At 46.1% G+C, this 13,143-nt stretch carries 13 protein-coding genes; 12 read left to right on the top strand and 1 reads right to left on the bottom strand.

Features of this window, described 5'->3' with window-relative positions; translation table 11 throughout:
- Window positions 1–87: 87 nt before the first annotated feature.
- The gene (locus ACESLK_RS25150) at window positions 88–759 is read right to left on the bottom strand and encodes a hypothetical protein (RefSeq protein ID WP_373232475.1); all 672 of its coding nucleotides are present in this window, start codon (window positions 757–759) and stop codon (window positions 88–90) included.
- A gap of 245 nt (window positions 760–1,004) precedes the next feature.
- Between ACESLK_RS25150 and ACESLK_RS25145 the strand changes: the two genes are divergently transcribed.
- From ACESLK_RS25145 to ACESLK_RS25090, 12 genes are all read left to right on the top strand, one after another.
- Window positions 1,005–2,111, top strand: coding sequence for a LacI family DNA-binding transcriptional regulator (locus ACESLK_RS25145; RefSeq protein ID WP_373232474.1), 1,107 nt, complete (start codon window positions 1,005–1,007; stop codon window positions 2,109–2,111).
- The gene (locus ACESLK_RS25140) at window positions 2,112–2,804 is read left to right on the top strand and encodes an ABC transporter ATP-binding protein (protein ID WP_373232473.1); all 693 of its coding nucleotides are present in this window, start codon (window positions 2,112–2,114) and stop codon (window positions 2,802–2,804) included.
- Window positions 2,788–3,810 carry an efflux RND transporter periplasmic adaptor subunit gene (locus ACESLK_RS25135; protein WP_373232471.1) on the top strand — a complete coding sequence of 341 codons (1,023 nt, stop codon included), beginning with the start codon at window positions 2,788–2,790 and terminating at the stop codon, window positions 3,808–3,810. Before ACESLK_RS25140 ends, ACESLK_RS25135 begins: the two co-directional genes overlap by 17 nt.
- A gap of 36 nt (window positions 3,811–3,846) precedes the next feature.
- The gene (locus tag ACESLK_RS25130) at window positions 3,847–6,714 is read left to right on the top strand and encodes an ABC transporter permease (RefSeq protein ID WP_373232470.1); all 2,868 of its coding nucleotides are present in this window, start codon (window positions 3,847–3,849) and stop codon (window positions 6,712–6,714) included.
- Window positions 6,715–6,717: 3 nt separating this feature from the next.
- On the top strand, window positions 6,718–7,605 hold the full coding sequence (locus ACESLK_RS25125) for an ABC transporter ATP-binding protein (protein ID WP_373232469.1): 888 nt from the start codon (window positions 6,718–6,720) through the stop codon (window positions 7,603–7,605).
- Window positions 7,606–7,896: 291 nt separating this feature from the next.
- Window positions 7,897–8,835 (top strand): GNAT family N-acetyltransferase, encoded by a 939-nt coding sequence (locus ACESLK_RS25120; protein ID WP_373232468.1) that lies wholly within the window; start codon window positions 7,897–7,899, stop codon window positions 8,833–8,835.
- 66 nt (window positions 8,836–8,901) lie between these two features.
- The gene (locus ACESLK_RS25115; RefSeq protein WP_373232467.1) at window positions 8,902–9,153 is read left to right on the top strand and encodes a hypothetical protein; all 252 of its coding nucleotides are present in this window, start codon (window positions 8,902–8,904) and stop codon (window positions 9,151–9,153) included.
- Window positions 9,154–9,260: 107 nt separating this feature from the next.
- On the top strand, window positions 9,261–10,007 hold the full coding sequence (gene map, locus ACESLK_RS25110) for a type I methionyl aminopeptidase (protein WP_373232465.1): 747 nt from the start codon (window positions 9,261–9,263) through the stop codon (window positions 10,005–10,007).
- A gap of 160 nt (window positions 10,008–10,167) precedes the next feature.
- Complete coding sequence (locus ACESLK_RS25105; protein ID WP_373232464.1) at window positions 10,168–10,452, top strand: hypothetical protein; 285 nt, start codon at window positions 10,168–10,170, stop codon at window positions 10,450–10,452.
- Window positions 10,453–10,519: 67 nt separating this feature from the next.
- Window positions 10,520–11,470, top strand: coding sequence for a phosphotransferase (locus ACESLK_RS25100; protein WP_373232462.1), 951 nt, complete (start codon window positions 10,520–10,522; stop codon window positions 11,468–11,470).
- Window positions 11,471–11,678: 208 nt separating this feature from the next.
- Entirely contained in the window at window positions 11,679–12,086 is a 408-nt protein-coding gene (locus ACESLK_RS25095) for a GNAT family N-acetyltransferase (protein WP_373232515.1), read from the top strand.
- Between the two features lie 508 nt (window positions 12,087–12,594).
- Window positions 12,595–13,002, top strand: coding sequence for a GNAT family N-acetyltransferase (locus ACESLK_RS25090; protein WP_373232461.1), 408 nt, complete (start codon window positions 12,595–12,597; stop codon window positions 13,000–13,002).
- Window positions 13,003–13,143 lie beyond the last annotated feature (141 nt).

Here is a 13,143-nt window from a genome sequence, read left to right as displayed (position 1 = left end):
TGCTAAAAATTAGCCCAGATCCACCAACATTTCCACCAGCATTTCCACTATCTCAGCACATAGCACACTTAACCACCGCACCACACTTCATAAGAAGTACTTTATTTTGTCTCGAACAAGCTCATATTGTAGAACTTTACTCTCCGGATATCGGTTAATAGGACGAAGCCAGCCTTTATCGACTAATCCCTTAAGCCATTTTACTGCGGTTCGGTGATTCACCTCGAAATGCTTCTCTACATCGATAGGACGTAAAGAGCGACATAAGCCTAAAGCAAGCCGAATCACTTCCCTCTCTATTAGAAGTGCCTGGTTTACCGGAGGATTCCCAGCTTGGTATTGGCTTAAGATCATTTGCAGCAAAGAAATACAAAGTTCCGGTCTGTTGGCAACATCGTCGTAAGCAAAGGAAAAAATCCGAAATCCAAGTCCCTGAAGGAATAATTCGCGGTTAGTGTCCTCGCAGAATTTTTTTTGATCCATGTCACGGATATGGCTATTGAAACCTTTAATTTCGATTAGTGATTTTAGGTATCCCGGCATGAAGGCAAAGTCTCCGTAATATGCCCTTCCACGTAAATCCAATATCTCGTACTCGGGATGCAAATGATCAAAATTACCGCGCATAGGATACCAAATATTTTGCAAAAAGAGCTTCTCTCCATGGGCATGTCCACGTTCTAAGCGCCCCTTGCGTTCTCCGGATCGACGATCTAGATGACGTTGTAAAAACAGCGAGTGCGCTTCATTAAAGCTCATAAAATTAATCCCCCTCAACTAGGTTAGAAATAACGGAAAACAAAAAAACGCCCCAAATCCACCTTAAGGCTGGATAGGGACGTTCTTCGCCGCTTCTTTAATTTGAGTCTATCATCGTTTATGCATCATATCAAACATTAAATTGACAGATATTTACTCTAGGTTTATATTAAAAGTAGTTTTGCAAACGTTTGCAAAAGAGGGGGAGAATCCTCGATGTTCACAGAATGCGTGGATGCTAATCTTTGAGCGATCGTGAATGCAGCCGTGAATCCTCTCAAGGGAGACACAAATCGCCCGTCCCTGACGTAGGTATAAAAGCCGTTGCCAAAGCGTTAAATCTATCCGCCAGTACCGTGTCTAGAGCTTTGAACGGCGTTTATGGAGTAAATCTAGCAACGAGAGAGCTCGTAGAAACTACAGCAAAGGCCATGGGTTACGTACCGCATCTTGGAGCTAAGCAGTTAGTTGGCAAGAGCAGTAATCTCATCGGAATTTTTGTGCCCCAGTTCGAGTTCGAAGCCAGTTCGGATTTCGTGAACATGTTTTCCCCGATACAGCAATCTTTACAAGATTTTGGTAAGGATGCTCTTTTTTTCGCAGTTCCCTTTTCCAATTACCCTCTTCAGCGCCTGACCGAATGCATAAGCTCCCGTAGACTGGAAGGGTGCATCATTTTTCCCGCTTTCTCGGCTGCACATCCTATCATGCAGGAAGTATTGCAACTCCAGGTTCCCTGCGTGAATTTCGAGGATGTTGTTGGACCCCGTTGCTCGTCTGTTATTTCCGATGACAGGGAAGGAGGACGATTGGGCGCCAGGAGACTGCTGGAAAATGGACATAGCAGAATCGGTTATGTAAACGGTCCGCCCCACCTAAGAATCTGTCAGGAGCGATATATAGGCTTTTGCGAGGTGTTAAGGGAGTTTAGGATAGAGCATGATGCTTCACTCGTTAGGATCGGTGACTTTTCCGGAACAAGCGGGGCGAGAAGGGCATTGGAGCTGCGAGAATGTAATCCGGATATAACGGCTCTATTCTGCGCTAATGATTTAATGGCGATGGGAGCCATTATGGAGCTCACAAGCCAGGGAATTTCGGTGCCGGCAGAAATCTCTATCATGGGCTATGACGGGGACACATTCTCTGCCTATACAAGCCCCCCGCTTACCACCATTCGCCATGCTATTGAAAGGATCAGTCCCCGAGCGGTGCAGTTGCTAATGGAACTGATTAGGGGCGAGTCAGGACAAAGGGAAGCGGTTGCGCCTGAGCTCATCGTGCGCAAGTCGGATACTCACCCGCCAATCTCACCCATTAATGTGATAAACAGGAAGGAGGCTGTCCAATAAATGACGGTTATGACCAAGGACATCATACGTGCTGCCGGCATTAAACGAGTGTTCGGCAAAGGCTCGGGTGCGGTTACCGTGCTTAAAGGAGTAGATATCCATCTGCCCGCAGGAAAGCTGGTAGCCTTCAAAGGACGGTCCGGCTCAGGGAAGACGACGCTGATAAATCTTCTTAGTGCCTTGGATAGACCGACGGAAGGCAGCATCGTGTTCGATGGACGAGAACTTACAGATATGTCTGATCAGCAGCGAGATACCGTCCGTCGTACGGAAATGGGGTTGATTTTCCAATCCTTTGCCCTCATCCCTCTCATGTCCGCCTACGAGAACGTAGAGTTTGTACTGAGAATTGCCGGGGTTCCCGCACAGGAACGAAAGTCGGCAGCCGTTCAAGCCTTGGAACAAGTCGGTTTGAAGCCCAGAATGCATCATCGCCCCTTCGAGATGTCGGGCGGCGAGCAGCAGAGAACCGCGATTGCCCGCGCGATCGCCCATAAACCAAAGCTGATTCTGGCTGATGAACCTACCGCCGAGCTGGACAGTCGAACCGGACTACATATTATTAAGGTTTTCCGTGACCTCGTAGAACAGAGCGGTATAACGGTCGTTCTGACCACGCATGACCCCGCAATTATGGAAATCGTAGATCGAGTATATGAACTGGAGGATGGACAAATTGTCTCGCACAATTAAACAAGCTACAGCTCTCGGCATAGCATTCGTCTTAGGCTGCACCTTAGCGGGCTGCTCTTTGCTTCCCAAGGAAGAGGAGGCATTGAAGCCGCCGCTGGTCAAACCTGCTCAAGAAAACTATAACACTGTCGAGGTTGAGAAGGGGACGATTGTGAAAGGAATTATCGGAAGCGGCAGCTTCGAGTCTCTGAAGACAGATTTAGCCCAATTCACCGGGCAAGGCGGGCGGATTCAGGAGATTCTCGTGGCTTCGGGAGATACCGTGAAAAAGGGAGATGCGCTCGTTCAATTGATACTGGATGGCCTGGATATTCAGGTGAAAGAGCAGCAATTGGCTCTGGAACGGGCAAAATACGCTTACCAGCAAGCACGTAATGGAGACGATCAAGCGCTCAGAATAGCTGGTTTACAGCTTGAAATTGAGCAAGTCAAATACGATCGCCTTTCTAAGCAGTTGAATAGCAAGCAGCTTATATCAAGTATTGACGGGCAAGTGGTATTCGCCGAATCGCTGAAGGAAGGCGATTTCGTTGATGCCTATCAGACGTTGGTTATCGTAGCCGATCCGACTCGGCTTCGAGTCGCCATTCGTGTAGACAATGCGAATGATATTCGTGAGGTCGAGGTTGGCTTGCAAGCAGATATTAAGGTGAAAGATGAAGTCGTCGCGGGCAAAGTGGTTCAAACCCCCTCTTCTTCACCGATTACCTTAAATAAAGATTTAGCCGAGAAATACTCCAAAACCTTATTTATCGAAGTCCCGACATTGCCTGCTGAAGCGAAAATTGGAGCAATGGTTGACGTAAAGATTATTACGCAGCAACGCGATAACGTCGTTAAAATTCCGCGCAGCGGACTCCGTTCGTATCTGGGACGGAATTTCGTGCGGGTATTAGAAGAAGGGAAACGGCTTCGCGAGGTTGATGTCGAGCCAGGACTCGTAGGATCCACTGAGGTTGAAATTGTTAAAGGCCTGGAAGCTGGTCAAGTGATCGTATTACAGTAATTCATCTCGCATTCCTAAGGTTAGGGAGGCTTACTTGTGGCCTTATTTGTCATGATTATCCGTAAAATGGTTCAAAATAAATGGCTCGTTTCCAGTATGTTTCTCGGTATTCTGATGACCGTTGCGCTCGTAGGCACGATGCCGATCTACTCTGAAGCGATTTTGTCCCGGATGCTGGTCAAAGACTTAGAAACCTTCCAGAATGAGAAGGGGATTTACCCGGGAAGCCATTGGTCGATGATTGGTTTTTATAATGAAACCAATGAAAAACGCTTCCAAATCATAGCGGAAATGAATCGTTTTATATCTAACGATGCCGCTCCAAGCTTCGGAATTCCAGTCAAGGAGCTTGTCCAGGAGCGAAGAACAAAGTCTGTAGGAATCATCCCCATCGCGGATGTTGGAGAGAAGAAAGCTAAGCAGACCGGGACATTGAGATCATACAGCGGATTGGAAAGCCATATCGCGCTTGAAGACGGCAGGATGCCTTCTAAGCAGCCGGTTGACGGGGTTTATGAGGTGCTAGTTACGGAAAAGGGGCTATCCAACTATAAAATGGTGCTCAATTCCGTGTTTCAATTATCCGACGACAAGATTTTTGGAACGGTTAAAATCAAGCCGGTCGGAGTGTTCACGAAGAAGAGTCTGGATGATCCGTATTTCCGAAATGCAAGCTTGAGCGATCTCAATTCTGCTTTCGTTATTAATGAAGAGCTGTTTACTCAAGAATTTATCCGAGCAGGCAAAATTCCGGTTGCGGCAACCGGTTGGTACTTCGTGCTTGATTACTCCAAGATGGAGCTCTCTAACGTCAACGATTTTATCGAAACCGATAAGCTGATCAAAGCAAAGGTGAAGTCGCAAATCATTCAATTCCAGAGCGAATTCACGGTGCCTGCGCTTGGGACGATCTCGGAGTACTTCGAACGGGCGAAGCAGCTGAACAAGCTTATGTGGTCCCTGAACGTACCCGTATTGATCATGCTGGGCTTCTATATGTTCATGGTGTCCAATCTGATCGTGGATCGGCAGAAGAACGAAATCGCTGTATTGCGCAGCAGAGGCGCTTCCAGATGGCAAATCGTTCTGTCTTTTGCCGTTGAAGGATTATTGTTATGCGTGATTGCTTGGCTGGCAGGCCCTTTTATCGGAATGGGATTAACGAAGGTGCTCGGAGCCTCTAATGGATTCTTGGAGTTCGTGGATCGGTCAAGCATGCCGGTTCATATGAATAGCAAGTCTTTCCTGTATGGAGGAATTGCGGCGGCTGTTTCGTTCCTCATGATGCTTATTCCGGTAATTATGGCTACCCGCGTATCCATTGTCGGACATAAGCAGCAGCTTGCACGCATGCAGCGTACGCCGTTCTGGCATAAGGCGTTTCTGGATGTTGCAGCTTTAGCGGTATCCATCTATGGCCTCTATACGTTCCAGAATCGCTTGAAGGATTTGAAAAGCCTAGGGTTGAACACGGACGATTTGCAAATCGATCCGTTACAGTTTGTTATGCCGGCTTTATTCGTCCTCGGAGCGGGTTTATTGCTTCTAAGGTTATATCCATACGTACTAAAGCTTGTGTATTGGATCGGTCGAAAATGGTGGCCGCCATCCCTATATGCCACTTTAATTCAAGTGGGAAGGTCTAACAGCCAATACCAATTCTTAATGGTGTTCCTGATAATGACCATTGCCATTGGCGTATTCAGCGCGGGAGCGGCCCGGACTCTTAACAATAATACGGAGGATCGGATCCGTTACAGCAACGGAGCGGATTTCGTAACGAATGCGCAATGGCCTAACGATGCGCCGCCGCCTGCAGCGCCGGGAGGTCCGCCTCAAGCTGCAGCGCCTAAGGTTATTCACTACTTAGAGCCGTCATTCGAGCCTTACACGAAGCTGCCTGGCGTAGAGCAAGCGGCAAAGGTTTTTGTGAAGGAAAATGCTTCCTTCTCTGTCGGTGATAAGAATGGTACGGCCAAGCTTATTGGCGTCGATACGGATGAATTCGGCCATACATCCTGGTTCCCGAATGGGTTGCTTGAATATCCTTTCTATGAATATTTGAATTTAATCGCGGGCGATTCCCGCGGAGTGCTTATTTCCAAAACGTTGGCGGATCAGAGGGACGTGAAAAAAGGGGATACCATCTATATTGGCTGGCAGGAAGTGAGTTCCCAGCCGTTCGTCGTATTTGGCGTGATTGAGTATTTCCCGACTTTTAACCCCAATCCGCCGCTAGGCTCGATAGATGCCTCTGAAGAAGAGTCTAAAAAAAATGCACCCATGCTAATCGTCGGACATTTGAGCCGTATCCAGTTCCAGTTGGCGCTAGAGCCTTACGAGATATGGATTAAGATGAAACCGGGCTCTTCTACCTCTGAATTTTATGAAGGGATAGCAGAGTCCAAAATTCCTCTTGTGAGCATCGTAAATACCAAGGAATTATTAAGCAAAGCAAAGAACGATCCTTTCTTGCTAGCGCTGAATGGGATTCTAACCCTTGGCTTTATTATTTCCATTCTAATCAGCTTTGTCGGGTTCCTGCTGTATTGGATCTTATCACTCAAAGGGCGGACGCTGCAGAACGGAATCATGCGGGCTATCGGGCTTTCGCTTCGCCAACTGATCGGTATGCTGGCCTTAGAGCAGTTATTAACCTCCGGAGTCGCGATTATGATTGGAGTCGCGGTCGGAAATTTAGCAAGCCGTCTGTTCGTCCCGAACTTCCAGATCGCCTTTAATCCAAGCAGTTTAGTTCCACCTTTCAAGGTGATGTTCGAGGCGATCGATTTCATCCGGCTGTATTCAATTGTTTTCTTCATGCTTATACTCGGTCTGGGCATTCTGTCTTACATGCTCTCTCGTATCCGTGTCCACCAAGCGCTGAAGTTGGGGGAGGACTAATTGATGATTCATTGCGAAGGCTTGGTCAAAATCTACAAGGCGGCAGACCTTGAGGTTTTTGCGCTGCAAGGGCTCGATCTAACGATTGAAAGCGGAGAGCTGATGGCAATCATCGGCAACAGCGGAAGCGGCAAATCGACTTTGATGAACATGCTCGGAGGTTTGGATCGTCCCTCTGCAGGAACGCTTACGATTGATGGCAAGAACATGCTGAAGATGTCCGAGCGCGATCTCGTGCGGTATAAGCGGGAAAACGTCGGTTTTGTCTGGCAGAATAATGCAAGGAACCTCATTCCTTACTTAACCGCACTCGAGAATGTGGAGCTCCCGATCTTGCTTAGAGGGAAACGCAAACGCATGCGGGCGATGGAGCTGTTGGAAGCGGTAGGTCTGATTCATCGAAAGAACAACAAGCTGCATGAGCTGTCCGGAGGTGAACAACAGCGGGTAGCGATCGCCATCGCGCTGGCCAACCATCCGAAGCTACTGCTTGCCGATGAACCGACCGGTTCGGTCGATTCTCGAATGGCAGACCAAATTCTTGATTTGTTCCGCGAGCTCAATCGGACGATCGGCATTACAATCGTTATCGTTACGCATGATCCGCTGCTTGCAAAGAAGGTCGACCGCGTCGTCTCCATTCGCGATGGCAAGATATCCTCAGAGATGCTGCGGCGCAAGTCTTACGTCGAAGAGCTGGAGGAGCTGGAGCGCGGAATCGCTCAAACTGAGGAAGATTCCCATGTGGAATATGCGATTCTAGACAAGGCAGGCCGTCTTCAAGTTCCGGCGAACTATCTGGAATCTATCGGTGTGAAGGATACAAACAGGGTTAAGCTGGAGCTGGTGGAGGGCAAGATTGTGTTGACCTCTCCGGAAGAGGCTTCATGAGACAAGATAACCGCAAGAGTATAAGCTTCTTGAAGCGAATGAACAAGTGTTGTCATCCGGCGATTCTTGTTCATTTGGCTTCTTTTTTATAAGTTTTAGAAATTTATAGGTCTTGCGGAATTCTACTGCTGTTCAGTGAAAATAAAGGGTTAGATCGTGAAAATAAAGTTGCAGACTAGAAAATTGAATTGTTAGACTGACCGCAAGGCATTGAACTGACGGGCAGTAATCCGCATTAGTATATAATCAAACCAAACGTAATAGATTACCCTTTAAGGAGATTACCCCTATATGACGAAAACGACCTTCCGCATCCGCCGCCCCTCAATGGATGATGCCCAAGCTGTTTGCGACCTTGTGGCTGCCTGCGATACCGAAGACCTCGGCGCGCCCGACATCGTTCTCGACGACGTCCTAGACATGTGGTCCCGCTTCGATCTCGAGAACAATGTTTGGGTCGTTGAAGACGCAGACTTCGCTTTAATCGGTTACGCCTTCCTCGAGGATGACAGCGAAGAGAAGCTGTTCAGCTGCGGATGCGTGCTGCCCACCGCTCGCGGCCGAGGCGTCGGCTCGGCGCTCGTCGCAGCGCTCGAAGCACGCGCTGCGGCACTCCGGAATGAATCCGGCGTCTCGAAGCGCCTACAAAGCATGATCCCGACGTTATGCGAAGATGCCGTCCGCCTGATCGAGGCTCACAGCTTCGCCCCGGTCCGGTACTTTAAGCGCATGGTAATTCGCTTAGATGCCGAATCGGCTGCGGCCGCGCCGCCGGAGGGCATCACAATCGAGCCATTTGTGAAGGATCGCGACGAACAAGCCGTCTATGAAGCCTATGTAGAATCGTTCGCCGACCACTGGGATTTCGCGGTGCCAACCTTCGAGAAATGGGTCGAAAAGACGCAACTGCCTACCTTCGACGAACGATGGTGGCTGATCGCCTTCGACCCGAAAGGCGTCGTCGCTGGCTTTGCGCTCGGCCGCATGCGCGAAGACCTGCTCTTCATTGAAAAAGTCGGCGTACGCCGGCCGTTCCGTGGCCAGGGTCTTGCGCTTGCGCTGCTGCAGTGCGTGTTCGAGACATCCTATCGCTCCGGGCAGCCGCTCATCTCGCTGGGCGTCGACGCCGCGAACCCTTCAGGCGCCTATCGCCTCTATGAGAAGGCCGGCATGAAGCCCGACCACGAAATCAGCATCTATGAAAAGCCTTTCCCTTTTCCGGCCGAGTGAAAAAAGCTACCAATGAACTATGCCAGACAAGCGAAATGATGCACGTATCGCGAATCGGGCCATTGTTTGATAGATGGTGTTCAAGTAAAAACATTGCAACAAGAATACCATATGACTATGGGCGGCGTAGTTCAGCAAATTAATGGAAATGCATATAACGAAACAATTTATAATATTTTTGTAGAAAACAAAGGTGAAAAGGTCGAAGCACCTGCAAACTACTCTTGGATCCCGACTATTGACACACTTGGGTCTTACTATAAAAATGCACAATTCTGGACGACAGCTGTTATACAAGGTGAAATAACCTGCGAATGAGTGAGTAAATGTGAGATAAACCCTTAAAACCGAGGGACGGGCAGGATAGTGGAGTATTCTTCTTAATATGGGTAAAATAATGATATCCGAAAAATGGAGGGACTTTTATGACAATAGGATCCCAATACGATATCGATGGTCTGAAGGAAATCGGCAAAATCGTTGCAATGACGATTAGTGAAATGAAACGTCACACACGTGTCGGTATTACAACAAAGGAACTTGATGATATCGGAGGTAGGTTTTTGAAAATGCATGGTGCTGTGCCAGCACCGAAAGCAACTTACAATTTCCCCGGCAACACATGTATTAGCATTAACCATGAAGTTGCCCACGGAATACCCGGAAATCGCATCATCCAACCTGGCGATTTAATAAACATCGATGTTTCGGCAGAACTGGGAGGTTATTATGCGGATGCGGGGCAGTCTTTTCCGATACCTCCATACAATCCATCATTATTGCGTTTATGTGAATACACACACAATACGATGATGAAAGTAATCTCTTCACTTAAGCATGGAGTTAAATTGAACGAAATCGGAAGGATTATTGAAATCGAGGCTACAAAAGGCGGCTATAATGTTATTAATAATTTGTGTAGTCACGGTATTGGGAAATCCCTGCACGAGACACCCAAAGAGATTCTCCCTGTTTATAACAAGCACGATAAACGTGTATTAAAAGAGGGTTTGGTAATTACAATTGAGCCATTTTTATCTACCGGTGCGGGGTATGTCGTTGAGCAAACGGATGGGTGGACTTTATGTGTGCCTGACAACAGTTATGTGGCACAACACGAGCATACGATAATAATTACAAAGAATCAGCCCATCATCGTGACTGCAGCATAGACCAGTCAGAATGTTGTGTCATTGTTGCGCTAACGGGTACTATAGTTTAACAATGAAGAGCAGTTTGCCTCAGCAACTGCTCCTTTTGTTTATTTAGCTAAAGTGCAGCATAGTGTAGTAATCACTTTGAAGAATTGCATAGCATAAAGCGGGGGGCAACATGATTGGTAAAGCTAGTATTTTGGTTTTAGCGATATATCTAATTCTCTTTCATGGCTTCCACGAATGGTTTGGTGAATTACCAGTAAACCTAGTAGGATTAGGTGGACATGATGGGGCTGGAAACGCTTTTTTTAATTTTTGTACCTATTCGATTCTGGCTTTTCTTCTCGGAACCATTCCTTCATTTTTTATAACCTATAAGAAGAAGTGGGTTTTTCAAACGGCAATAAGTGCCTTTATAGCATCACCATATATTACAGTTCTGTACCTTGCACTAACTTAGTAATGTTCCTTCATACTTGAGACATATTCACTTACAGTCAAATAATCGCGGAGCTTATTGAAGGAGGATGAAAGATACTATGGAGGACTCTGTAGTTATACAAGCAGAACGAATTGCAGGCGATTTTCTGCTAGAACAAACGAAAACATCATACCAAATCATAGGTAAAGGTATCACAAATCAGGTTTGCGTAGTCGAAACTAAGAGCCATAAAGTTGTTGTCCGCATGAACGATAAAGATACATTTTCAAGTTTTATCAAAGAAAAATGGTGTATCGAGCAAGCAGCCGCAGTTGGCATTCCCGGACCTGAGGTGTTGTCTATTGGTATTGTTGATGAAACCGCATATATGATTCAAGCCTTTGTTGAGGGAGACAACGGGTTAGACAGTACGGTTCCCAAGTCCGATGTTTGGAGGAAACTGGGCGAATATGCCAGGCTTGTTCATTCTATTCAAGTGAAAGGATATGGAGGGAATCTGATTGATCCAGTCCATGGTGAGTTTCAGTCACCTTCTCATGCCGGATCAGACGGCAGTTGGCAAGGGTATGTGCAGTATAATATCAATAGTTTGACTGAGCATGATCGCTTGATTGAGCTTGGAGTAATCACTCAGATGAAATCGCAGAGAGTAAGAAAACTGTTTGAAAATTTGAAGAGTGAACCGTTCCGCTTCGGTTTAAACCATGGAGATATCTCTTTAAAGAATACGATTGTCAATCAGGCAAACCAAGTTATATTGCTGGATTGGAATGCAGAAGTAAGCGTGGTACCGCATGCAACTGTTGCTCAATTGATGCATTACCAAATCCTAGGACTAGAAGAAAGCCCAAATGTTGAGGAATTTAAAGCGTTTATGGACGGGTACGGAATAAATGAGAGAGACCTTTCTGTCACGAGGCATTTTCTGCTATTAAGGGCTTTCGATAACCTTAGGTGGGCTATTGATCGAAGTCCCGATCTGATCGAACCCTATACTGCGTTTGCGAAACAAGTCGTTGACATGATTATGGATTAGCAGAAATGCTGAAAGTACGATTTTGTTAGAGTATTTTATAGCGGGGGTGGGTTTGGTTTGCTTCAATCACTCTCGATAGACAAATGGAATGGGAATATAGACATAGGAGAGACTTTTGAAAATCCAGTTGGTGGTGGCGAAAACGATTTATACGTTGTAAGTAATTGGTAGTCGTAACACCATCCAACGCTTAGGGGGGGTTCAATTGATGATCGTTGCTGCATCTGTTTCAGACTTTGGATATATTCGCGACCATGATAATCATATTTTAGAGAACTTAATTTTGCCGAAAATTAAGGGGAATGAAATATACATACTGCGGAACCAAGATGAAAGTAATTTTGGATGGATGAGGTACGGTTATTTTTGGGATAATACTCCTTTTATGAATATGATTTGGATCGACGAACCTTATCGAAACAAGGGTTTAGGTAAGAAAGCAGTTCTATTCTGGGAAGAAAAAATGAAGCAGCAGGGGTTTAAATTAGTTATGACATCCACTTTGGCCAATGAAGGGGCTCAGCACTTTTATAGAAAGTTGGGTTATCGAGATTCGGGGTGTTTATTACTCGAAAACGAGCCATTGGAGATTCTTCTTACAAAGGCACTGAAGTAATAGTTCGTGAAATACAAAAGTATATAAAGGGCAAGACTTAATATATCCCCGCACCCAAAGGGTGTAGGAAAAAATGGGGGAAAGATTCAGGGCAGCGAGAATTTCTTTTGAATCGAAACGCAGAGATTCGGAAGCTTTTTCGACAGGATGAGAATCTGGATCGCCTCGTTAATTTATACTGTCTATCTCATGACAGTATTAAGAAGATGGTTTATTAAAGGGAAGCATAAAAAAAGGCTCGCGTGAAACAACAACACGAGCCTTTTTTTATGTAAGAAATTATTAGATCAATACTTGAAGCCCAATGGTAATGCTGTGATGAATCGGATCCATCGCTTTTTTTTGCGTTACTTAACTGATCGCTCAACTAACTGGCAGGAGAGTTGAACACTTGTTTTAATAACGGAGTGCAATTAGTATAATAAAAAACAAAGGTCCATCTATCGGATGGCTGCTTTTAAGAAAGGGAGTATCTATGCAAATAGAATCGCTTATTTATAGCGATAAGTTGTGGCAAGTCGTTGCTGAGTATGCGCAGAATTGCTCATGGAAAGCTGGGGCCACTTTAGCGAAACAAATGAAAGAATGCCATTTTTCAGACTGGGAAAGAGTTTTTGCAGCACTTGATGGTGATCACATTGCTGGTTATTGCACTTTAGCAAAAACCGACTGCATACCTGATATTCCCTATACACCTTATATCGGGTTCGTGTTTGTAGGAGAGCAGTACAGAGGCAATCGATTAAGCGAAAAGTTGATTTTATCTGCCTTGGCATACGCGAAGGGATTGGGTTTTGATAAAGTATACCTTGTCAGTGACCATGTTAATTTGTACGAAAAATATGGCTTCGTGAAGATAGATGAGAAAGAAGCACCTTGGGGAGCAATGGAGACCATTTTTATGCAACTGACGTAACGTGCTGCTGCCTAGCAAAGGGCCATCCACAAGGGCAATGTCATTTAGTTAAGGTGCAGGTCCAAATATCAAGAAAAAGAGCAGGTTATCGAAAAAGATAGCCCGCTCTTTTTTTGTACGAAAAAGAGAAATAAGACTTGA

The sequence above is a fragment of the Cohnella sp. genome, assembly GCF_041640265.1.
In the GTDB taxonomy this organism is placed as follows: Bacteria; Bacillota; Bacilli; order Paenibacillales; family Paenibacillaceae; genus Cohnella.
The sequence above is the reverse complement of the archived record's forward strand: the minus strand, read 5'-3'. Positions and strand labels throughout refer to the sequence as shown.